The sequence below is a fragment of the Streptomyces vulcanius genome, from assembly GCF_042653945.1.
Lineage (GTDB): Bacteria > Actinomycetota > Actinomycetes > Streptomycetales > Streptomycetaceae > Streptomyces > Streptomyces mangrovi.
This window is the reverse complement of the sequence record NZ_JBHSFK010000015.1, coordinates 100,224-120,892: the sequence shown is the minus strand read 5'-3', so window position 1 is coordinate 120,892 and position 20,669 is coordinate 100,224. Positions and strand designations below refer to the sequence as shown.

Here is a 20,669-nt window from a genome sequence, read left to right as displayed (position 1 = left end):
CATGGGCCTTCTCCCGCGGCGTTCAGCGTGGCAGGAGCCGCATGGTCGTCGAGCCCGCGGTGGAGCTCGTGATGCGCTGGATGGTGTTGGCGGAGTAACGGCCGTACTTGGTGCGGTAGGCGGTGTCGACCGCGTCGTTGATCTCGCCGTCGACGTCCTCGAACGCCACGTCCTTCTCGACCCCGCCGGCCTCGATACGGCCCTCGTGGCGGGCTCGGGTGCCGCGGAACCATGCGGAGGTGGGGCCGTTCACGGAGCGGACGTAGATGTCGTCGTCCACGCGCACGACCCAGATGGTGCGCCAACCGCCCAGCTCGCCGTCCCGGCGCCGGGAGGCGACCTCCAGTTCCTCGGCCGATCCGACCCGGTCGAGTTCGTCGTCGGTCCAGGGAGCAGTGGTGGTCATCCGCTCATCTCCTCGGTTCTCGTGTGGCTGTTTCTGCGGGGCGGGCTTGAACAGGCCGGGGAGCGCGTCGGCCGGAGCAAGGGAGATGGACAGGTGGACTCCCGTAGGCGCAACAGGATCTTCGATGAGTGTCGAGCCTGGTCACCGTTCTCGCATCACGGCACCGTGCCATGCCGGGAGCCGGCGTTCCAGGGTGTGACACGGCCCCCCACGCCGCCCCCGCTCCTCTCTGTTCGGCGGCACCCCGTACGAGGGCTCTCGGGGGGCGCGGCTCCTCGTACGGGGTGGTCTCAGGTGGACGTGGCCGTTGGTCAGGCCAGCGTCGAGGTGTCGATGACGAAGCGGTAGCGGACGTCGGAGGCGAGGACACGTTCGTACGCCTCGTTGATCTTCTCGGCGGAGATGACCTCGATCTCGGAGCCGATGCCGTGCTCGGCGCAGAAGTCGAGCATCTCCTGGGTCTCGCGGATGCCGCCGATCAGCGAGCCGGCGAAGGACCGGCCCCGCATGAGGAGCGAGAACACGTTGAGCGACAGGGGCTCGGCGGGGGCGCCTACGTTGACCAGGGCACCGTTCACGGCCAGCAGGCCGAGGTATGCGTCGAGGTCGAGCTTGGCGCTGACCGTGTTGACGATGAGGTCGAAGGTGCCGGCGAGCTGCTCGAAGGTGGCCGGGTCGCTGGTCGCGCGGTAGTGGTCGGCGCCCAGGCGCAGGCCGTCGTCCATCTTCTTCAGCGACTGGGACAGCACGGTGACCTCGGCGCCCATCGCGTGCGCGAGCTTGACGGCCATGTGGCCCAGGCCGCCGAGGCCGATGACGGCGACCTTCTTGCCGGGTCCCGCACCGTAGCGGTGCAGCGGGGAGTAGGTCGTGATGCCCGCGCACAGCAGCGGGGCCGCCTCGTCGAGGTCGATGCCGTTGGGGATGCGGACGACGAAGTCCTCGGTGACCACGACGTGGGTGGAGTAGCCGCCCTGGGTGATCGTGCCGTCCTTGTCGATGCCGCCGTAGGTGAGGGTGTTGCCCTTCAGGCAGTACTGCTCCTCGCCCCTCAGACACGACTCGCACTCGCGGCAGGACTCGACCATGCAGCCGACGCCGACCCGGTCGCCGACGGCGAACTTGCCGACCTCGGCGCCGACCTCGGTGACGATGCCGGCGATCTCGTGGCCGGGCACGATCGGGTAGACCTGCTCGCCCCACTCGCTGCGGGCGTGGCTGATGTCGGAGTGGCAGATACCGCAGTACTTGATCTCGATGAGGACATCGTGCGGGCCTACGTCACGGCGCTCGACGGTGGTCGGGACGAGGGGTTCGGCAGCGGCCGTGGCGGCATACGCGTTGACGGTGAGCATGGTTTCTCCGGTCTGGTGGTTCTGGTGGAACTGGTGGAACTGGTGGAACTGCCGTTGTCCGTAAGGAAATTCGGTCAGCGGGGTTCGAGCCGCATCGTGGTGGAGCTCGCCTCGGGGCTGGTGATGGCCTTGATGATGGACGCGGCGTAGTGCCCGTACTTGGTCCGGTAGGCGGAGTCCACGGCGTCGTTGACGTCGTCCGCGGCGTCGGTGATCGTGACGTCCTTCTCGATCCCGCCGGCCTGGATACGGCCTTCCTGGCGGGCCCGGGTGCCGCGGTACCAGTCGGAGCCGGGACCGTTGACCGAGCGGATGTAGATGTCGTCGCCGACCCTTACCACCCAGATGGTTCGTCGGCTGCCCAGCTCGCCGGAGCGTCGCAGGGAGGCGATGTCCAGTTCCTCCGCGTTTCCGATGGCGGCGAGTTCCTGGCTCGTCCAGGTCGATGTCGTGGTCATGAGGTCTTCTCCTTGAGGAGCAGGGACGCCGCCGCGGTCGCGAGCACGAGGAGCGCGGCGATCAGGAGGCTGGTGCGCAGCCCGTGCAGGAAGTGCGCGTGGTTGGAGACCAAGGCGCCGAAGACGGCGACGGACAGGGCGCCGCCGAGCTGGCGGGAGGCGTTCAGCACGCCGCTCGCGGTGCCGGCGCGCTGGGCGGGGACGCGGTCGAGGAGCAGTGAGGTCACCGCCGGTACGGCGAGGCCGCCGCCGGTTCCGACCGGGACCATCAGCAGGACCAGCAGCCAGGCGGGCGCGGACGCCGGCGGGACGCAGAGCGCCACCAGGCCCGCGGCCATCAGGAGCTGCCCGGCGACGACCGGCGTCCGCGGCCCGAACCTCGCGGCGAACCAGGCGGCCGTGGGGCTGACGACCGCGGTCAGCAGCGTCATCGGCAGGAACGCCAGCCCGGTGGCCATCGGCGACAGGCCCCGGTCCTGCTGGAGGTACAGGCCGAGCAGGAAGATCATCCCGTAGAAGCCGACGTTGAGCGCGAAGCCCACGGTCGCCGAGAGCGCCATCGTCCGGGCGCGCAGGAGCTCCAGCGGCACCATCGGGTTGCGGCCGCGCGCCTGGGCCAGGAGGAAGGCCACCGCCGCGACCACGGCCACCGCCAGCGCGAGCAGCACGCGCGGCGCGCCCACGCCCACGGCGCCGGCCTCGATCGCCGCGTAGGTCAGGCCGCCCATCGCCGCCACCGCGGCGATCTGTCCGGTCCAGTCGAAGGGGGCATCGCCCCGGCGGGGCGAGCGGGCGGTCCGGGTGAGCAGGAACAGCGCCAGCACACCCACCGGCAGATTGACGAAGAAGATCATCCGCCAGCTGAGCTCACTCAGCACACCGCCCAGCACCGGCCCGGCCGCGGCGCCCACCGAGCCGCCCATCGCCCATACCGAGATCGCCCGGGCCCGCCGGGCCGGGTCGGGGAACGCCTCGCGGATCAGCGCCAGCGACGCCGGCACGATCACCGCGGCTCCCGCGCCCTGGACCAGCCGCGCCCCGACCAGCACACCCAGATTCGGTGCGAAACCGCAGGCCGCCGAGGCGACGGTGAACACCACGAGCCCCGCTCCGAACGCCTGCCGTGCACCGACCCGGTCGGTCACCGACCCCGCGGACAGCAGCAGCGCGGCGAACATCAGCGTGTAACCGTCCACCACCCACTGCAACCCCGTCATCCCGCCACCGAAGCCGCGCCCGATCTCCGGCAGCGCGACGTTCACGATCAGGGCGTCGAGTGTCATCACGAAGAAGCCGAGCAGCGCCGCCGCCAGCGCCCAACGGGCACCGTTCGCGGTGCCGCGCTGCCCGGCGGCGGTATCGGCCGACGCGGACGGCCTGTCCGAGGTAACAGAACTGGACACTGATGGATCTCCTGATCACGAAACGAGTTCTCGGTACGGAATGTGTTCCTCAACCGCCGTCCAGCCTGCTCGCCGGACGCGTCGCGTGGCAGGCCGAGCTGTGCCGGGGAGCGCTGTTCGGGGGTGTGACAGGGCCCCCCTGGTCCAGCGCATGGATCCGTCCTGCCCGGCCTGCCACACTGGCCGCATGGCACGTGAGCAGCGCAACGGCAGTGACGGCACTGAACTGGGCCGCTTCCTGCGCGCCCACCGCACCCGGGTGACACCCGAGCAGGCCGGTCTCAAGGTCGGCCCCGGCCTTCGCCGCACGCCGGGGCTGCGCCGCGAGGAGCTGGCCACCCTCGCCGGCGTGAGCATCGACTACTACACGCGCCTGGAACGCGGCAAGGAGTCCCACCCCAGCCCGTCCGTCGTCGACGCGCTCGCCCGTGTCCTGCTGCTGGACAAGCACGCGCACGACCACTTGCGGGACCTCGCCGTGTGCGCCGCCCGCCCCGCCGCCTCCGCGCCCCCGACGGCGCCCACCTCGTCGGTAGGACCCGGGATCACCTTGCTGTTGGAGAGCCTGCGACCCAACCCCGCGGTCGTGGTCAGTCGCACGATGGACCTGCTCGCCTGGAACCCGGGCGGGCTGCGGCTGTTCGTGGGGATGGAGCAGTGGCCGGCCGAGAAGCGCAACGTCGCGCGCTGGGTGTTCCTCAACCCCGGCGCCCGAACGGTCTTCGACCACTGGGACGAGCAGATCCGCGCCTGTGTGGGGCGCCTGCGCGCCCTGGCCGGCACCGACCCGGACGCCCCCGACCTTGTCGGGCTCGTCGACGAACTGCTCACCGAGAGCCCGGAGTTCGTACAGCTCTGGGACCGTTACGACGTACGGGCGCACACCCACGGCAGCAAGACCTTCCACCTCCCGGACGTCGGCACTCTCACCCTCGACTACCAGTCCATGCAGCTGGAAGGCGCCCCCGGCCACCGGCTGGTCGCCCACTACGCGACCCCCGGCACCCCCGACCACGACAAGATGGTCCTGCTGGACATGGTCGCCACCGGGTCGAACGTGGAACCCGCCGAAGAGAAGCGGAATTGACGGCGGCGGAGTCGCTCTCGACTGGGTCAGGGCCGGATCAGGACCTTCAGAGCGGTCCGGTCGGCCATGGCCCGGTAGCCGTCCGGTACCCCTTCGAAGCCGACGGTGTGATCGAAGACCCGGCCCGGCTCGACCGTGCCGTCGAGGATGTCGGGCAGCAGTTCCTCGATGTAGGCACGGGCCGGGGCCGCGCCACCGGTGACCGTGATGTTGGCCATCATCGACGGGAACCCGAGCGGGATGTCGGTGTACTGGGCGACACCGAGCCGGCTGATCACACCGCCGTCGCGGACGATGCTCAGCGCCGTGTCCATCGCCTGCGTCGCGCCGACCGCCTCCACCACCGCGTGCGTACCGTCGCCCCCGGTCAGCTCGCGTACCCGCTCGATGCCTTCCTCGCCGCGCTCGGCGACGACGTGGGTGGCGCCGAAGTCGCGGCCCAGGTCGGTACGGTCCGTGTGTCGGCCCATGAGGATGATCTGCTCGGCGCCGAGCCGTTTGGCGGCCAGTACCGCGCACAGGCCGACCGCACCGTCGCCGATCACCGTCACCGCCTTTCCGGGCCCGACCCGGGAGGTCACGACGCCGTGGTGGCCGGTGCAGTACACGTCGGACAGGGTCAGCAGGGACGGCAGCAGCGCCGAGTCCTCGGCGACCGGCAGCTTCACCAGCGTGCCCTGCGCCTGCGGCACGCGCACGGCCTCGCCCTGACCGCCGTCCACACCGTTCGGGCCCCACTGGCCGCCGTGGCGGCAGGAGGTGTGCAGCCCTTCGGTACAGAAGTCGCAGGTGTTGTCCGCCCAGACGAAGGGTGCGACCACCAGGTCACCGGACTTCAGCCCGGCCACCTCCGAGCCGACGTCCTCGACCACACCGAGGAACTCGTGGCCCATGCGCCGGCCCTCTTCGGAGGAGGGCATCGATCCGTACGGCCACAGGTCACTCCCGCAGACGCAGGAACGCACGACGCGTACGACGGCGTCCGTGGAGTTCTGGATCTTCGGGTCGGGTACGTTCTCGACGCGGACATCGCCGGCGCCGTACATCACTGTTGCTCGCATGAGCCTTCTCCCAACGTGCGATGGTGCTGATCAGAAATAGCGGCCGCCCGTAGGCACAGGCAGCGCATCGAGTTCGGCGAGGTCCGCGGCGCTCAGTTCGACGTCCGCCGCCCCGGCGTTGTCCGCCAGGTACTTCGGCGTCTTGGCCCCGGGGATGGGGACGACGTACTCACCCTGCGCCAGCACCCACGCCAGCGCCACCTGCGCCGGAGTCGCCCCCATGCGCTCGGCGATCTCCCGCACCCGCTCGGCGATGGCCAGGTTGGTGCTCAGCGCCTCCTGCTGGAAGCGGGCCAGGCCGCGCCGGAAGTCGTCCTCGGGCAAGTCGTCGTGGGACGAGAACCGGCCGGTGAGGAAGCCCTTGCCGAGGGGCGAGTACGGCACGAACGCGATGTCCTGCTCCTGGCAGTAAGGCAGCACCTCCGTCATCCAGCCCCGTGTCCACAGCGACAGTGCTCCGGGCGGTTGTTGAGGCCCATCACGGGGTTGCCCCGGGTGTCGCGGGTGAGAGCGCCGACCTTGGTGGCCAGCACTGCCTGGTCACGACGGCTCTTCAGAGCCCGGCCGAGGAGTTCCTCGTTGGCGAACGGGCCGTACACGTCGGAGGTGTCGAGCAAGGTCATCCCCAGGTCCAGGGACGATGGGGGTCCCCCCGGTCGAGCGAAGCCGGGACTGGGGGAGGATCGCCGAGATCAGGGTGGCCTCGTCGCGCGGGGTGGCCTGGTCGTAGCTGAAGCTCATGCCCATGCAGCCCAGGCCGATGACACCGACCTCGGGTCCGTCGGGGCCGAGAGTGGTGGTGCGCATATGTCGTTCCTTCGGGGTTGGCCGTTCAGCGGGTGCTGCTGCTCGGCGCGTTGTATTCGGCGTCGTCGACCTTCTCCAGCCAGGTCGTCTCAGGGCTGCCGTCGCCCGTGCCCTCCCACATCGCGAGGTGGGTCATGAAGTGGTCGGGGGTCGCACCGTGCCAGTGCTCCTCGCCCGGCGGCGTGTGGATCGTGTCGCCGGGGTGAGCCTCGATGACCGTGCCGTCGCGCGTGCCGATCAGGGCGATGCCGGAGACGATGTGCAGGGTCTGGCCCATGGCGTGCGAGTGCCAGTCGGTGCGCGCGCAGGGCGAGAAACGCACCATGTTGGCGCGTATCCGCGAGGGCTCCTCACCGGCGTGGATCACGTCGAACCAGACGTCGCCGGTGAACCAGTCGACGGGCGCCTTGACGGTGGGCTGCTTCTTCAGGATTTCCAACGCTCCGCTCCTTGCTGTCTTGCTCTGGCTCACTCGTTGCGTGATCGCGCTTACGGCGTTGAGTCACCCGGCGTGGAACGCCAGGTGGGTGACGGCCTCGACCAGCTCGTCCTTGTCGAGCCCGTTCTCCGGGGAGTCGGGTTCAGTTGTGGTCGATCATGTCCATGTGGTCCTTGCCGAGGCGGTCACCGACGGCCGGCGTGAGGGTGTCGAGTTTCTGGAGGACCTCGGCCGTCAGCGTGATGCCGTCGGCGGCGACGTTCTCCTCCAGGTGGGACACATGCCGGGTTCCGGGGATCGGGGCGATGTCGTCGCCCTGCGCCACCAGCCACGCCAGACACAGCTGACCGGGCGTGATGCCGACCTCGTCGGCGATCGCCTTGACCTCGTCGGCGACGCGCAGGTTCTGCTGGAAGTACCCGGCGTCGTTGAAGCGCGGCATGGTCGCGCGCAGGTCGACCTCGGCGTCGAACCAGTCCGTCGTACGGAACCCGCCCGCCAGGAAGCCGTGGCCGAGCGGCGCCCAGGGCACGAAGCCGATGCCCAGCTCGCGCGTCACCGGAAGGATCTCCGTCTCCGGGTCACGGAACCAGAGGTTGTACTCCGTCTGCACCGCGGTGAGCGGGTGCGTGGCATGGGCGCGGCGGATGGTTCCCGGCCCGGCCTCCGAAAGGCCGAGGTGGCGGACCTTGCCCTCCTTGACCAGGTCGGCCATGGCGCCGACGGTCTCCTCGATGGGCGTGGCCGGGTCGACCCGGTGCTGGTAGTACAGGTCGATGTAGTCGGTGTCGAGCCGCTTGAGGGAGCCCTCCACCGCGGCCTTGACGTTGGCCGCGGTGCTGTCGAGGCCCTCCCGGCCGGTGTACGAGACGAAGCCGAATTTCGACGTCAGCACCACCTGGTCACGGCGGCGACCCTTCAGCGCCTTGCCGACCAGTTCCTCGTTGAGGAAGGGGCCGTACGCCTCCGCCGAGTCGATGTGCGTGACGCCCAGGTCGAGCGCGCGGTGGATGGCGCGGATGCCTTCGGCGTTGTCCGCGTTGGCGCCGGTGTAGAGGGCGTTGATGGGCATCGCGCCCATGCCGATCTGGCTGACGTCCAGCTCGCCGCCAAGCTTGATGTGCCTCATGTGGTGCTCCCTGTGGGGTCGGGTGCTGTTCGCGGAGGCTCTCAACCTGCGGCCAACCGAAGTTCCGGGCCGGCGCTCCGGACGCAGGCTGTCGGCGCCGGGACCAAGGAATCTCCGACGGAGATCTCCGATGGCATCGACTCTCTCCGCCTCGCGCGCCACGTGACAGGGCGGGCTGTGCCGGGGAGCGGCATTCCGGGGTGTGACAGGGCCCCCCACGCATATGCCGCGGAGGGAGCGGGGACCGCAGACTGGATGACATGAACAGCGAGCAGCAAAGCGGTGGGGGCACCGAGCTGGGGCGCTTCCTGCGCGCCCGCCGGGCCCGGGTGACCCCGGAGGAGGTCGGTCTGACGGCCGGTGCCGGCCTGCGCCGTACGCCCGGGCTGCGCCGCGAGGAACTGGCCACCCTGGCCGGGATCAGCATCGACTACTACGTCCGCCTGGAGCGGGGCAAGGAGACCCGGCCCAGCGCGTCCGTGGTCGACTCCCTCGCCCGCGCCCTCCTGCTGGAGGACGACGAGCACGAGCACCTGCGCAGCCTGGCCGCCCGCGCCGCGCGCACCGCGCCCGAGCCTCCGTCCGCGCCCAGCCGCACCGTCCGGCCCGGCGTGAAGCTGCTCCTGGAGAGCCTGCGCCCGCACCCCGCGCACGTCGTCAGCCGCACCAACGACCTGCTCGCCGCCAACCCCGGCGGAATGCGGCTCCTCCCCGGCATCCAGGACTGGCCGGCCAGGGAGCGCAACATCGCCCGCTACCTCTTCCTCCACCCCGCCTCGCGTGAGCTGTTCCACGACTGGAACATCCAGGTCCGCGGCTGCGTGGCCCGGCTGCGCGCCCTGGCCGGCACCGATCCCGACGCCCCCGACCTCACCCGGCTCGCCGGTGAACTCCTGCTCAAGAGCCCGGAGTTCGCCCGCCTGTGGGAGCGCTACGACGTCAAGGGACACTCCTACGGCCGCAAGACCTTCCACCACCCCGACGTCGGGGACCTCACCCTCGGCTACCAGTCCATGGAACTGGAAGGCACCCCTGGCCACCGCATGGTGACGTACTACGCCGAGCCCGGCACCGCCGATCACGACGCGATGGTCCTGCTCGACCTGCTCGGGCAGGAGCAGCCCACGAAGAGGACGCCGGCGCACGACGACCGGTTGGCGGCTGTGGAGGACGATCCCGCCTCCCCCTCGTCCTGACCCTTCCTCGGCCTTCCTCGGCCTTCCTCCCGATCGAACGCGGTCGTGTTGCCACCCGCTCCCCCGGCGGACAGCCTGAAGGCCGGCCCTGACGGCAAGGAGCCGGCCGAAGCGGCCTGCCGCGCCGATGCATGCCTTGCCCCACCCCCGTCATCCAGGCCGTCTCCAGCCCCGAGGCGGGTTCCACGACCACGCCGCTCGACCCACGCTCCGAGGACACGTAGTTGGAAAACGAGCAGTACGGACCGCTGCAGGGCAGCCCGCTGACCGGCGCACGCAAGGCACTGGCGAGCAGCCGGGTGACCACCTTCGAGCTGTTCTTCGACCTGGTGTACGTCTTCACGCTCACCCAGATCACGCAGTACATGGCCCACCACCACACCGGCACGGGTGTGCTGCACGGAGTGCTTCTGCTGGCGCTGGTCTGGTTCTCCTGGTCCGCGTACGCCTGGCTGGGCAACCAGGCCCGGGCCGACCGCGGCGTCGTACGCGCGGGCATGGCGTTCGCGATGGCCGGGGTGTTCGTGGTCGCGCTGACCGTCCCGGAGGCGTGGGAGGACCTGCCCGGCGGTCTGAACGGTCCGCTGATCCTGGCCTGCGCCTACCTGTTCGTACGTGTCGTGCACCTGGTCCTCTACAGCGTGCTGGCGCGTGGCGACCGTGGGCTGCTGCGGCAGATCGCCGTCTCCTGGCCGCCGGTCCTGGCCGGCTCCGGGCTCCTGATCGCCGGCGCGGCGGTCGGCGGCCGGTGGCAGACGGCACTGTTCACGGTGGCGATCGCGGTGGACTGGGGCGGTGTGTACGCCACCTCCCGCCGGGGCAGCTGGCGCATCCACAGCGCCCGCTACTTCGCCGAGCGGCACGAGCTGTTCATCATCATCGCGATCGGCGAATCCCTGCTGGCCATGGGCGCCGGGGCGACGGACCACCCGGTCGGCGCAGGGCTGCTTGCCGCAGGCGTCCTGGGCGTGGCCGCCGCGACGGGCCTGTGGTGGCTGTACTTCGATCTGGCGACCCTGATCGGCGAACGCCAGCTGGACAAGGCCCAGGGCCAGGCCCGCCTCGGCCTGGCGGTCAACGCCTACGGCTATGCCCACTTTCCCATCATGGCCGGTGTCGTCCTGACCGCCCTCGGCGTCGAGGGCGTCGTCGCCCACGCCGACGACGGCAAGGTGCTGGGCGGCTTCTACGCCTGGGCCCTGTGCGGCGGAGCCGCCCTCTACCTGGGCGGGTTGCTGCTGTTCGGCCGGATCATGCTGAGCGTATGGGGCGGCTTCCGCCTGACGGCCCTGTGCCTGCTGCTCGCGGGCACCCCCGCAGCGGCCGCACTCCCGCCGGTCGCCGCCCTGGCGGGCGTCGTCGTCATCCTGGCAGCGGTGGCCGCCGCGGAGACCCGCTGGTACGCGGAGCTGCGCCGCCACGTAGTCCGGTGAGCTTCTTGACGGGATCGTGGTCGGGCCGGGCGGGAAGCACGCGAACCTGATGCCACCCCGCGTCTCCGGGTCGGCAGCGATCAGGTCTTCGGGTGTCGCCGGCCGGCTGTAGGTTCGCGTTTGTGTGTCCCCTGTCGCCGCCGCCTCGCTTCTTATTGCAGCACGGCCGCTGCACGGCAGATGCGCGGACAGGTGTCCAAGCGGACTGGATGTAGGCAGGTCACAGGGGTGAAGCCGGGCAATCCGAAGGACGGCAGGCGAGGCGCTGTGCCGCTGCCGCGCAGGCAGCCGTGCATCGCCTGCGGGGCCCGGGGGTGTCAGCGGTGAGGGCCAGCCGTCCGCCCGGGGCCCCGGACTGCGGGCCCGGACTGCGGGCCCCGGCCCGGGCGGAATCGCGGCCTCGGCCCGGGCGGAATCGCGGCCTCGTCTCTCGGCTCGTTACGGCGTAGTGAGCTCACCGGCGCGCAGCGCCGCGGTCACGCCGCCGTCCATCAGAAGGTCGGCTCCGGTGATGAAGCCGGCCTCGCGGCCGAGCAGGAAGGCGGCGGCCGCGGCGACCTCCTCGGAGGTGCCGAAGCGCTTGGCGGCCGAAACCTCGCGCACCGTCTCGAACCACTCGCGGCGCGGCCCGGAGAGCTCGTCAAGAGCCAGCGGGGTGATGATCACGCCGGGGCTGACGGCGTTGACGCGGGCTCCGCGCTTGCCCCAAGCGGCGGCGGCGGTCTGCACACGCAGAGAGTTGGCCCGCTTGGACACGGCGTAGGCGTGGACGGAGGAGCCGATCTGGTCTGGCTGCAGGAACGGCAGCGCGAGCAGCTTCGAGGTCTCGGTGGTCGCGAGCGCGTGCTCGATCTCGCGCGTGTAGGGGCTCTCCCGGTGACCGGCCATGCTGGCGACCACGATGCCGGCCCCGCCGGGCGCGATCACACGGGCGAAGGCGTCCAGGACATACGCCGTACCGAGCAGATCGACGTGCAGCAGCCGCTCGATGGTCGCCTGGGTGGGTGAGACGCCGGCGGCCTGGATCACCTGGGTGACCGCGCCCATCTCGGCGGCCGTGGCGGCCAGCGCTTCGACCTGGGCGAGATCGGAAATGTCGGTGGTCTGGACGGCCACCTCGTAGCCCTCGCCGCGCAGCTGGTCGGCGGCGGCCTCCGAGGCCTTTTCGTCGTGAGCGGCCAGGAGCAAGGTGCGGCCGGTGCCGACCCGGCGGGCGATGGCCAGGCCGATGCTCCCGGGGCCGATGACGACGACGATTTCCTTGGCCGCCCTGTTTTCGTTGCTCATGTTTCAGACTCCTCGTTCCATGTTCTCAAGGTGATCGGGTGCCCGGGAGGCGGCCGGCGCACCGGTCAGCTGTTCGTTGCCGGCGCACCGCTCGGCGTCGCCCTCGTGCTGCGAGATCCGTCGGTCCCGCCGGGACCCGGAGCGAGCCTTGCTGCTTCGGGTCCCGGCCGACCGACTACGACGCGGAGTCGGCGAACAGGGCAGAGAAGTTGATCTTCCCCTGTTGCAGTTTCGCGTCGCGGGACTCGGCGAACCCGCCGTCGGTGATGTACAGCCGCTGTCCGCGCACCACGGTGGCGGTCGGCGAGGCGAGCCCGTCCGCGCTGGTCAGGACGGTCTTCTTGGCGCCGTTCGGGTAGACCACGGCGATCTCGTTGGGGCTGTTCAGCGCGGCGAACACCACGTCGGACCTGCCGTTCAGGAAGTTGAAGTCATCGATGCCCACGACACCGCTGGTCACGACGTGGACCCGGCCGGCCGAGCCGGTGGCGGTGACCGGCACGCGCAGCAGCGTGCCCTGGCTGAAGTTGGAGACCCACACGGCGCCGTTGTGGAAACGGAGCCCGTTCGCGCCCAACGGCAGCGGGGACTCCGCCGGCGCGAGGGAGGCGTCGGCCAGCCAGCGAGTCGCCGTTCCGCCCGAGACCGGAACGGTCCAGACGGCGCCCTGATAACTTTCGGCGAGGTACAGGGTGCGTCCGGCCGGGTCGATGGCCAGCCCGTTGGGAAGCGCGCCCGCGGGCAGGGCGGCGATGCGTCGGGGGCTTCCGCCTGGAGGCAGCTTCCACACGCCGGACCGGGCAGCGTCGGTGGAGGACACGTTGTAGTAGACGCTGCCGTCGTGTCCACGCGTGTTGCCGGTGATCATGTCACCGGGCTGCCCGGCTACGAGCACCTCACGGTGCCCGGACACATCGACCCGCACGAGCGCCGGCCGCCTGCCCGCCGAACCGCCCAGCATCGAGACGGTCAGAGAGCCGTCCGGGTTGAGGGTGACGTTCTCCGGCGCGTCGCCGACGGCGAAGTCGAACGAGGCGACGGTCTTCACGTGGGTGACGACCGGCTTCGGCCGTGCCTGGCCCGTCGCGGCGGACGCGTACGGCGCGGAGACGAGGACGGCTGACGTCGCGGCAACAGCCGCCGCGAGTCTGAAACGCTTCTTCAGGGGGATTCGTCCGTGGTTCATCGCATTCTCTTCATGTTGCGGCCGTGCCCTCACCCAGCCCTGCGCGGCCCTCAGCAGGGTGCGGACAGAGCTGGAGGAGAAGCAGCGGCTCCAGTAGGGCTGCACACGAGAGTGCGCAGTTCGTCGGGCGTGGCCAGTCGGTCGAGTTCAGTTCGATGTCCCCCGCGCCGGCGTTGCCCGGACGCATCGGCCGAATTCACCGCGGCAGGGCACCGTTCGCTACCTGGTCCGGTCGGGTGGCGATGACAAGACCGAGCGAGCACAGACGATGTGTCTGCTTGCCCTCGGTCTGAGGTGTCGCGCGTGGCTACTCGGCCCAATGCCAAGCTAGGGGGCTCGGCCCGGTAGGTGACAGGTCGGACTGTGCCGGGGAGCGGTGTTCCGGGCTGTGACACAGCCCCCCACCCGCCGAACAGACGGGTCAGGGCCCGGGTGGCATACGCGCTGCTCCCCAGGGCCGGCGCTCACCGTCTCAGCTGGACGTGGCTGATCATCGCCGCCCACACCCAGCTCCGCCTCCTCCACCAGGCCGCCGGGCCGGGCGGCCTCGGGCGGCAGCGATCCAGCAGCAGCTGGGCGCCCTGGTCGGATCCCAACCCGTCGAGGCCATTCCCACGGGACTTGGCGACACGACGTGGACGGTGCGGGATTTACTCCCGTGCAGTTGCTTGTTCCTGGCCCAGGTTCGCCCCGTTCGGCAAAGGCCCGGACCAGGAGCAGTTGCTCAGCGCATCCCCCCGTGCCGGTGCGGAAGTGATCGAGTCGCTGTCCCGCGCGGTAGCCGACGGCACCTACCACCACACCGTCGAGGGCCCGTTCGGGCAAGCCGTGGCGAAAGCGCGGGAGCTCGCGCGCTGGGGCGCCGTGAACGAGGCGTGGACCGTGCTCCGCGAAGGCATGCGAGCTTGGCGCCCCTACGACGAGCAGGAACATGTGGCCCCACTGGGACTCAAGGCGGATGGCGTCCTGGGACCTTGCTGACACCCCGACGAGCCAGGGAATTGCTGTCCGTGCCCCGCGGGGATGCCATGTCAGAACACCAGGCGGACAATCCCGAGACATCACCCGACCCGACCGCGCGGGACGGCCTGTCCTGGCTTGTGGAGGAGTCCAGGGCACTCACCAGGTGGTGGCCTGTGCTGGCACACGGGGCGGAGCCGACGAACCTGCCACGCATCCTCGGCACGGAAGGCACTATGTCCCCCACCCTGTCACCGCCGCCAAGCGGAACGAAACCGCCTATCCCCCGGCGCCGGCCCCCGAGAAGACGGAAGGCCGGCCCGGCCACGCCTCGGCCGTGCCCGTGTGCTGGAACGGAGACGCGTCAGCGGCAGCGGTGGGGCGAGCCGGAACAGGTATGACGCGGTGCAGCAGTACTTCGCCACCCACCCGTCCACCCCCATCCCGCAACGGCGGATCGACAGGACGCTGACCAGCTTCCAGGCGGTGCAGCGCCAGGTCGGCCCGGCCGTTGCGGACCGGCGGCTCCAGTGGCTCGCCGAGAAGTCGGTCAAGGCCCGCCGGGTGGAGGTGTTCGCGTAGTTCGGCAGACGAACTCCCGCGCCTGCGCAGCTGGATACGCTCACGCGAACGTCGACAGGGGTCCTCGGACGATCCGCAGGTGCGTCGCATCACCCAGCGTCTTTCCGGGGAGGTCGCCCGGGAGCTGTTCGCCGCCCGGGGCGCCGGCGCGGGTGGTGCACCGGCCCAGCAGCAGCATCTCGACGTGACACGCCGAACGCAGCCGCCTACCCCAGCGCATGCCGACGGCACGCCAGACCTTGCCGGTCCGCTCGCGCCGCCTTGGCTCTGCGACTTCCTGCCAGTGCGGCGCAGACGGACTCACACAAGCCCGATGTGGACCACTGGGCTGGGCTCACGGATGTTAGCTGGGTCGGATTCGCCCGGTGCTACCGCCGGATCCGCCTCATGGCGGCAGGGTCGGTACCAGACCCCGGCGAACTGATTGAACGCCAAGCTCAGGTTTCGCCAGCGACCTCGCCAACGTTGCCGGCACCGGCCGCTTCGTCCCGCGCCATGCCAAGGAAGCGCCGGATCACTTCGACCGGCATATCGAGCCCCTCGGACGCGGACTTCTCGTCGCCGAACACTTCCACCGCCTCAGCAACAGCCACGGCCAACTCGGCCTCTGCCTTGCGGACCTTGACCTCAGCCTTGTCCACGGTGTCGACCACCGACAACTGGCGCCGCTGTTTCTCCTGGAGTCGCTGTTTACGGGAAAGCGTCTTGTCAGAGTTCTGCACAGTCACGACGAAGATCATAAACAACCGCCTACGCACCCACGAAATCGGCAACTCCCCCTGCCCTACAGGCGGGTTCACGGTAAAAGGGCTCAGCGGCGAAGACCCCGTCAAGCTGCGCTCAGAGACAGCATGGTCGTCGACTTGGTCGCGGTGTCGCCCGGCCCGTCGCTGCCCTGGAGCACTGGTCGGACCAGAGGATGAGCAGCCGATGACGCCGTTGGCGTGGCTTGCGGCCATGACCGCAACCGGCTCGGTCCCTGCACGCCTCATGTTCGGCAGAACCGCCACCAGCTGATGAGGAGACCACCATGACCACCACCGCCTTCGAGCACAGTGTCCCCCGCGCCTTCGTCGACCCCTATGCCGTCGATGCGATGGACATGCTCTGGCCGGGCTCAGCCGCCCCGCAGCAGGACACGGACTCTCTCCTGCCGCCGCCGAACCCCGCCGAGCGCCTCAGCGTCATCATCTGCCCGCGCGACCAGCGCCGCATCGACCTGTATGCGGCCCTCACCGCATCCGGAATTCCGCCACACCCCGAAGACCGGGACGCCATCGACCAGCTCAGCGCCCTGTCCGGCAGCGTCAACGCCGCCCTCCAGCGCTGGCTCCACCACACCGCTTGACCCCACGCACTACGTCGTCTCTGTGCGCTTCGGGTACCGGTGCGACGAACGTCCGGTGTACGTCTCGGGCTCGCCGCATACCGTCGGCCCGGCGTTCGCTCCGGGGGCGCAGGCCCTGCGGAGGTTCATGCAAGGGATCCGGCGTACCGGTCAATCTCCGGACGCCGGACTGGAGAACATCGCCTACCGTCGGCCCGCCGAGCGCTACGCGCAGCAGCCGCCGAGTCTCCTCGATGACCTCGATGACCTCGATGACCTCCGGGTGCACCGTGCCCCAGGCGGGGCCGCCAGGTGTCCGGAATGCCTCCAGGCTGAGTGCGTGGCCGCCGAAGACGACGATGACGCCGACGACACGGTTCCCGGCGTTCAACGGGTGCGACTCCGCGCCGGACAGGCGGGGCACTTTCAGCACGCCGAAGTCGACGCGCTCACAGTCCGCGGGAAACATCCGACGTCGACGACTGGCTCGCCGTGATTTCCAGCGGGTGCCGCATCGGCATGACGGCGGAGTCCACCGCCCACCAGTACCCCAGGCCCGGCATTGCCTGTCGGCCGGTCCGCGATGCCGAACCCGTCGCCGTACGCCTCGCCTGGGTAGCGGGACGAACCGCACCCCGCCCCCCCAGGCGGCCATCGAACCGCGCACGGCTTTGTACAGCAACAGCTGACCAGCCCTGGTCAGTCGGGCGAGTCGTACCACTCGTACATTCCGGCCCGGCCGGCGTCGGGGTTGACCACGGCCAGGATCGCAGCGGCCGACGCGGCGCTCTGACCGCCCCGAGCAGCCGCCCCTTCGACAGCACGCGGTCCCGATTGCGCAGCAGCACCGCCCGTCCCCGCGGCTGAAGCCCGACCGCCTGCCCACCCACCGTGCAGTCCCCCGACTCGGGGTCCACGTGAGCCCGCCATGGCTGAGCAACCGCGGCCGAGGCGTTGTCCCCCTCCGCACCAGCGCCGTCAGCCGGGCGACCAGCACTACAAACGAAAACGGCTTCCGCAGGTAGTCGTCCGCTCCGGTGTCCAACCCGTCCGCTTCGACGTACTCGCCGTCCTTCGCCCTCCATCGCGTGAGCATCAGCACCGGCGTCCAGACCTGCTCCGCCCGCAACCGCCGCGCGATGTCCAGCACGATGACGTCATACGCTCCCTCGCACGCCTGCCGGTCCCCCTCCAGGCCGTCGTGCACGACATCGACACCGAACCCCTCGGCCACCAGCCCGGCGAACGACATGTCCGCCAACCGCACGTCGTCCTCTCCGCCCTGGACGACGGCGGCTTTGCGCGCGAACCCAGAACCCAAGCCTCGCTCGACGCAAGACATAGAGGCCCCGGACCCGTGCGGTTGCCCCCGTTCCAAGACGCGAGGAGACTGGCGGTAAAGGGGTTTTTGTACCTCAACGGGGTTTTCTCTCTCGGGCTGCGTCCTGCCGCCGTGACGTATCCGGCCGCCAGGACAGCCGCACACCTGAGGACAGCCACGTCCAGGAGAAGAGGCGAGTGTGATGTCGCGTCAGTACTACCAACGTGGCAACCTCGTCGAGGCGGAGGAACTCGACGATGTCGTCGCGGTGAAGGTGGAGTCGGACGGTGTCAGGGCCGCCGCCGACACGGAGGCGGAGCTGGGAACGAGCGCACGGGGAGCGATGCGCGACGCGGGAATCGACGACGAGACCACCGCCGCCTTCGCCCGCGCCCACTGGGTGTTCGTCAGACCGAACCGGCAGACCCGAGCGGCGGTCGACGTGGGCGAGGCGATCTCCGGGGCGGAGGCAGCGGGCAAGGTCATCCGGCGGCCCAACGGCAGGATCGGTATCGCGACCGACGCGCTGAACGTCCAGCTGCGGCCGTCGCTCTCGGAGGAGGAGGCAGAGCGCGAGATCGAGGCGGCCGGTCTGACCGTCGTCAACAAACTCGGGTTCGCGACGAATCTGTACGAGGTGCGGGCCAGGGCCGCCGAGGACGCCCTCGCGGCCTCCGTGGAACTCCACGACAACGACCGTTTCGTCTTCGCCGAACCGTCGTTCATCGAGCACGTCCCGACCCGGTTCCACCCCTCCGACCCCGGGTACCCCAAGCAGTGGCAGTGGGACAACACCGGCACCAATGGCGGCAAGCCGGGCGCCGACGTCCACAGCGAGAAGGCGTGGGACCGCACTCTCGGCAACGGCATCCGCGTCGCCGTCATCGACAACGGCTTCGATGTCCGGCACAACGATCTCGCCAGTGGGCTACACCCGGGCTCGGGCTTCTACAGCGACGGCGTGGTGGGCGTGACCTTCACCCAGAACACCGTGGGCATGCCCGACGAGGACCACGGCACCTTCTGCGCCGGAATGGTCGGCGCCCGGCACAACGGCACGGGAGGGGTCGGTGCGGCCCCCGAGTGCGAGCTCATGCTGGTGGCGTGCCTGGGAGACCAGGTCGGCACGCAGACGACCCTGGCCCGTGCCGTGGCGTACGCCGCCGACCCCTCGACCGAGTCCGGAATCGGCGCACAACAAGGCGCGGACATCCTGGTCAGCAGCCTGGGCCCGAACAGTGCGGAGTGGGACCTGACCGCCACGCTGCAGCTGGCCCTCGAATTCGCCGCCGCCAACGGACGCCAGGGCAAGGGGCTGCCGATCTTCTGGGCGGCCAGCAACGGCAGGAACGTCGACATCATGCTGGACGAGGTGGTCTCCCATCCGGATGTCATCGCGGTGGTCCGGTCGAACAACAAGGACCGGGAGGACAACGCGGCCCGCGGCCCGGAGGTCGAACTGATCGCCCCCGGAGTCGATGTCTTCAGCACGACGTCCGGAGGCGGCTTCGGCCCGAGCACCGGCACCAGCTTCGCCGCCCCCTGCGCGGCCGGCTGCGCGGCGCTGGCGCTGGCGGCCAACCCCGCCCTGACCCGCGACCAACTGCGCGAGATCATGCACCAGTCGGCCGACAAGATCGGCGGCCCGGGCGTCGTCTACGACGGCAACGGCCACAACGACGACTACGGCTTCGGCCGGGTGAACGCCGCCCAGGCCATCGCGCTCGCCCAACTGGTCGCGGGACAACCGACGCGATGAGCGACGCGGGCGGAACAGGCGGGGCGGGCAGCACGGACGAGGTCCCCGCGGTGTTCCGCTGCCACGTCGTCGCCGAGGACGCCGAGGCACTGCGGAAGTTCATCGAGGAGACCCGGCCCGACACCGGCTGCCGCCCCGCCGCCCGGGGCACCGCGGCCGGCCTCGGCCTGACGATGCTGCGACGCGCGTTCGAGGCCAAGTTCTGGCCGCACGTCACCACGATCCAGGCGGTCCTACCGCACCTCACACCGGACGGGTCTATCACCCTGCTCAGCGCCATCACCGCGCGGACCGGCATGCCAGGAACCGCCGGCATCGCCGCCCTCAACGGCGCCGTCGAGGCACTGGTCAAGCCGCTGGCCGCGGAACTTTCACGCTCGGCGAAGACCCTTCGGCGACGAGGGTGGCGTAGATGGACCGTGGCATCGCGCAGTAGACGGCCGAGCGCAGCAGCACTTCGGCGATCTCGGAGGTGGCAGGCCACGTTGAGCGCGGCGTTGATGCGTACTTCGAGCTCGATCTCACAGCCGCCGAGCGCGGCGAGCCGGGGTGATCAGCGGCCAGTCGCGCAGCAATGGATACCACCGGCAAGACCGAGTGATCAACCCCCGAAGGACTTCCAGGCGAGACCGCTAAGCCGTTGGACGTGGCGGTAGGTGATCAGGCAGACGGCGAGTCCGAGGAACCCCTCGCGGATATCGTCGGGGTCTTTCCCAGCGGATGCGCAAGCGTCGGAAGCCGTGGAGCCAGGAGATCGTGCGCTCGACGGCGTAGCGAAAGATGCCCAGGCCGGTGCCGCGGGGCTGGCCTCGCTCCGTGATCACCGGGCGGATTGCGCTTCCGGAGCAGACAGCGGCACTTGTCGTGGTCGTAGCTGCGGTCGGCCAGCAGCGCATCGGGCCGGTTGGCGCGGTCTGCCGACCAGGCACGCGACGACCGGAATCTTGCCGAGCGGCGGCAGGAGCTGGGGGACGCCGTTGCGGTTGCCGCCGGTCAGCGACACCTCGAGCGGGATGCCCTGGCCGTCGCTGAGGACGTGGTGCTTGCTGCCGGGCCGTGCGCGGTCGACCGGGCCGGGCCTGCTTTGGCCTCGCCGGGCCGCATACGATCAATAGCTATTTGTTGGAGCCAGTCAGTGGAACGACATCAGAGGCGCCCCCGCCGTCACGGGCACTCCTCTCCGAGACGTCTTCTCCGTTGACGGCACATCAGCGCACCATCGCCCTCGGTACCCTGGGCTTCGGCACGGCCACCGACGAGGCGGAGCGCTTCCGGATCCTCGACCGTTTCGTGGACTCCGACGGCAGGCGTCATCGACACCGCCAACAAGTACGCGTTCTGGAGCGGCGGCGCGACCGGCGACGAGAGCGAGACGGTCGTCGGGCGCTGGCCGGCCGACTTCAGCGCCCGGGACAGGGTGGGGCTCAGCACCAAGGCCGGAGCTCGGCCGACACCCCGGGACCGGCCGATCTG

The 20,669-nt window shown here is 70.2% G+C and carries 21 protein-coding genes and 1 pseudogene; 9 read left to right on the top strand and 13 right to left on the bottom strand.

Annotated elements, in window-relative coordinates; genetic code table 11:
- Positions 1–22: 22 nt before the first annotated feature.
- The 4 genes from ACFPIH_RS23665 to ACFPIH_RS23650 form a co-directional block, all read right to left on the bottom strand.
- Positions 23–406, bottom strand: a complete 384-nt coding sequence (locus ACFPIH_RS23665) for a DUF2255 family protein (protein ID WP_381174937.1) — start codon at positions 404–406, stop codon at positions 23–25.
- Between the two features lie 311 nt (positions 407–717).
- Positions 718–1,761, bottom strand: coding sequence for an NAD(P)-dependent alcohol dehydrogenase (locus tag ACFPIH_RS23660; protein ID WP_381174939.1), 1,044 nt, complete (start codon positions 1,759–1,761; stop codon positions 718–720).
- 74 nt (positions 1,762–1,835) lie between these two features.
- Complete coding sequence (locus ACFPIH_RS23655; protein ID WP_381174941.1) at positions 1,836–2,219, bottom strand: DUF2255 family protein; 384 nt, start codon at positions 2,217–2,219, stop codon at positions 1,836–1,838.
- The gene (locus ACFPIH_RS23650; RefSeq protein ID WP_381174943.1) at positions 2,216–3,622 is read right to left on the bottom strand and encodes an MFS transporter; all 1,407 of its coding nucleotides are present in this window, start codon (positions 3,620–3,622) and stop codon (positions 2,216–2,218) included. Before ACFPIH_RS23650 ends, ACFPIH_RS23655 begins: the two co-directional genes overlap by 4 nt.
- A 187-nt stretch (positions 3,623–3,809) precedes the next feature.
- On the opposite strand from ACFPIH_RS23650, the gene ACFPIH_RS23645 reads away from it, so the two are divergent.
- Positions 3,810–4,709 (top strand): helix-turn-helix transcriptional regulator, encoded by a 900-nt coding sequence (locus tag ACFPIH_RS23645; RefSeq protein ID WP_381174945.1) that lies wholly within the window; start codon positions 3,810–3,812, stop codon positions 4,707–4,709.
- Positions 4,710–4,735: 26 nt separating this feature from the next.
- Here the strand turns inward: ACFPIH_RS23645 and ACFPIH_RS23640 are convergent, their stop codons facing one another.
- From ACFPIH_RS23640 to ACFPIH_RS23620, 5 genes are all read right to left on the bottom strand, one after another.
- Positions 4,736–5,770 (bottom strand): zinc-binding dehydrogenase, encoded by a 1,035-nt coding sequence (locus tag ACFPIH_RS23640; RefSeq protein WP_381174947.1) that lies wholly within the window; start codon positions 5,768–5,770, stop codon positions 4,736–4,738.
- A gap of 30 nt (positions 5,771–5,800) precedes the next feature.
- Positions 5,801–6,199: an aldo/keto reductase gene (locus ACFPIH_RS23635; RefSeq protein ID WP_381174949.1), complete on the bottom strand. Its 399-nt coding sequence runs from the start codon at positions 6,197–6,199 to the stop codon at positions 5,801–5,803.
- Positions 6,196–6,393, bottom strand: coding sequence for an aldo/keto reductase (locus tag ACFPIH_RS23630; protein ID WP_381174951.1), 198 nt, complete (start codon positions 6,391–6,393; stop codon positions 6,196–6,198). Before ACFPIH_RS23630 ends, ACFPIH_RS23635 begins: the two co-directional genes overlap by 4 nt.
- A gap of 209 nt (positions 6,394–6,602) precedes the next feature.
- A complete protein-coding gene (locus ACFPIH_RS23625) occupies positions 6,603–7,016 on the bottom strand; it encodes a (R)-mandelonitrile lyase (RefSeq protein ID WP_381174953.1) in 414 nt (137 codons plus the stop codon).
- Between the two features lie 142 nt (positions 7,017–7,158).
- A complete protein-coding gene (locus ACFPIH_RS23620) occupies positions 7,159–8,145 on the bottom strand; it encodes an aldo/keto reductase (RefSeq protein WP_381174956.1) in 987 nt (328 codons plus the stop codon).
- Positions 8,146–8,405: 260 nt separating this feature from the next.
- On the opposite strand from ACFPIH_RS23620, the gene ACFPIH_RS23615 reads away from it, so the two are divergent.
- Entirely contained in the window at positions 8,406–9,341 is a 936-nt protein-coding gene (locus ACFPIH_RS23615; protein WP_381174958.1) for a helix-turn-helix transcriptional regulator, read from the top strand.
- 224 nt (positions 9,342–9,565) lie between these two features.
- Positions 9,566–10,774, top strand: a complete 1,209-nt coding sequence (locus ACFPIH_RS23610; protein ID WP_381174960.1) for a low temperature requirement protein A — start codon at positions 9,566–9,568, stop codon at positions 10,772–10,774.
- A gap of 438 nt (positions 10,775–11,212) precedes the next feature.
- Here ACFPIH_RS23610 and ACFPIH_RS23605 read toward each other — a convergent pair whose 3' ends face one another.
- Complete coding sequence (locus ACFPIH_RS23605; protein WP_381174962.1) at positions 11,213–12,061, bottom strand: SDR family oxidoreductase; 849 nt, start codon at positions 12,059–12,061, stop codon at positions 11,213–11,215.
- A 175-nt stretch (positions 12,062–12,236) separates the two neighbouring features.
- Positions 12,237–13,247, bottom strand: a complete 1,011-nt coding sequence (locus tag ACFPIH_RS23600; RefSeq protein ID WP_381174964.1) for a hypothetical protein — start codon at positions 13,245–13,247, stop codon at positions 12,237–12,239.
- A gap of 753 nt (positions 13,248–14,000) precedes the next feature.
- Here ACFPIH_RS23600 and ACFPIH_RS23595 point away from each other — a divergent pair.
- Positions 14,001–14,228 (top strand): hypothetical protein, encoded by a 228-nt coding sequence (locus ACFPIH_RS23595; protein WP_381174966.1) that lies wholly within the window; start codon positions 14,001–14,003, stop codon positions 14,226–14,228.
- 384 nt (positions 14,229–14,612) lie between these two features.
- Positions 14,613–14,789, top strand: a complete 177-nt coding sequence (locus tag ACFPIH_RS23590) for a hypothetical protein (protein ID WP_381174968.1) — start codon at positions 14,613–14,615, stop codon at positions 14,787–14,789.
- Between the two features lie 40 nt (positions 14,790–14,829).
- On the opposite strand, the gene ACFPIH_RS23585 is transcribed toward ACFPIH_RS23590, so the two are convergent.
- Together ACFPIH_RS23585 and ACFPIH_RS23580 are read right to left on the bottom strand one after the other, a co-directional pair.
- Positions 14,830–15,093, bottom strand: coding sequence for a hypothetical protein (locus ACFPIH_RS23585; RefSeq protein WP_381174970.1), 264 nt, complete (start codon positions 15,091–15,093; stop codon positions 14,830–14,832).
- Positions 15,094–15,226: 133 nt separating this feature from the next.
- A complete protein-coding gene (locus ACFPIH_RS23580; RefSeq protein ID WP_381174972.1) occupies positions 15,227–15,517 on the bottom strand; it encodes a hypothetical protein in 291 nt (96 codons plus the stop codon).
- Between the two features lie 302 nt (positions 15,518–15,819).
- Between ACFPIH_RS23580 and ACFPIH_RS23575 the strand changes: the two genes are divergently transcribed.
- The 4 genes and pseudogenes from ACFPIH_RS23575 to ACFPIH_RS23560 all read left to right on the top strand — a co-directional run bounded on the left by ACFPIH_RS23575 (position 15,820) and on the right by ACFPIH_RS23560 (position 19,196).
- Complete coding sequence (locus ACFPIH_RS23575) at positions 15,820–16,137, top strand: hypothetical protein (protein ID WP_381174974.1); 318 nt, start codon at positions 15,820–15,822, stop codon at positions 16,135–16,137.
- A gap of 22 nt (positions 16,138–16,159) precedes the next feature.
- Positions 16,160–16,612, top strand: a complete 453-nt coding sequence (locus tag ACFPIH_RS23570; RefSeq protein ID WP_381174976.1) for a hypothetical protein — start codon at positions 16,160–16,162, stop codon at positions 16,610–16,612.
- Positions 16,579–16,805, top strand: a pseudogene (locus tag ACFPIH_RS23565) (LysR family transcriptional regulator); the annotation flags it as partial. The gene ACFPIH_RS23570 and the pseudogene ACFPIH_RS23565, both read left to right, overlap by 34 nt.
- A gap of 834 nt (positions 16,806–17,639) precedes the next feature.
- Positions 17,640–19,196, top strand: coding sequence for a S8 family serine peptidase (locus ACFPIH_RS23560; protein ID WP_381174978.1), 1,557 nt, complete (start codon positions 17,640–17,642; stop codon positions 19,194–19,196).
- The last annotated feature ends 1,473 nt before the right edge of the window (positions 19,197–20,669 follow it).

Bases quoted from the DNA above. Each gene is read 5' to 3' on its own strand.
- ACFPIH_RS23665 (WP_381174937.1), bottom strand. From the start codon at position 406: ATGACCACCACTGCTCCCTGGACCGACGACGAACTCGACCGGGTCGGA.
- ACFPIH_RS23660 (WP_381174939.1), bottom strand. From the start codon at position 1,761: ATGCTCACCGTCAACGCGTATGCCGCCACGGCCGCTGCCGAACCCCTC.
- ACFPIH_RS23655 (WP_381174941.1), bottom strand. From the start codon at position 2,219: ATGACCACGACATCGACCTGGACGAGCCAGGAACTCGCCGCCATCGGA.
- ACFPIH_RS23645 (WP_381174945.1), top strand. From the start codon at position 3,810: ATGGCACGTGAGCAGCGCAACGGCAGTGACGGCACTGAACTGGGCCGC.
- ACFPIH_RS23640 (WP_381174947.1), bottom strand. From the start codon at position 5,770: ATGCGAGCAACAGTGATGTACGGCGCCGGCGATGTCCGCGTCGAGAAC.
- ACFPIH_RS23635 (WP_381174949.1), bottom strand. From the start codon at position 6,199: ATGACGGAGGTGCTGCCTTACTGCCAGGAGCAGGACATCGCGTTCGTG.
- ACFPIH_RS23630 (WP_381174951.1), bottom strand. From the start codon at position 6,393: ATGACCTTGCTCGACACCTCCGACGTGTACGGCCCGTTCGCCAACGAG.
- ACFPIH_RS23620 (WP_381174956.1), bottom strand. From the start codon at position 8,145: ATGAGGCACATCAAGCTTGGCGGCGAGCTGGACGTCAGCCAGATCGGC.
- ACFPIH_RS23615 (WP_381174958.1), top strand. From the start codon at position 8,406: ATGAACAGCGAGCAGCAAAGCGGTGGGGGCACCGAGCTGGGGCGCTTC.
- ACFPIH_RS23605 (WP_381174962.1), bottom strand. From the start codon at position 12,061: ATGAGCAACGAAAACAGGGCGGCCAAGGAAATCGTCGTCGTCATCGGC.
- ACFPIH_RS23600 (WP_381174964.1), bottom strand. From the start codon at position 13,247: ATGAACCACGGACGAATCCCCCTGAAGAAGCGTTTCAGACTCGCGGCG.
- ACFPIH_RS23575 (WP_381174974.1), top strand. From the start codon at position 15,820: ATGACCACCACCGCCTTCGAGCACAGTGTCCCCCGCGCCTTCGTCGAC.
- ACFPIH_RS23560 (WP_381174978.1), top strand. From the start codon at position 17,640: ATGTCGCGTCAGTACTACCAACGTGGCAACCTCGTCGAGGCGGAGGAA.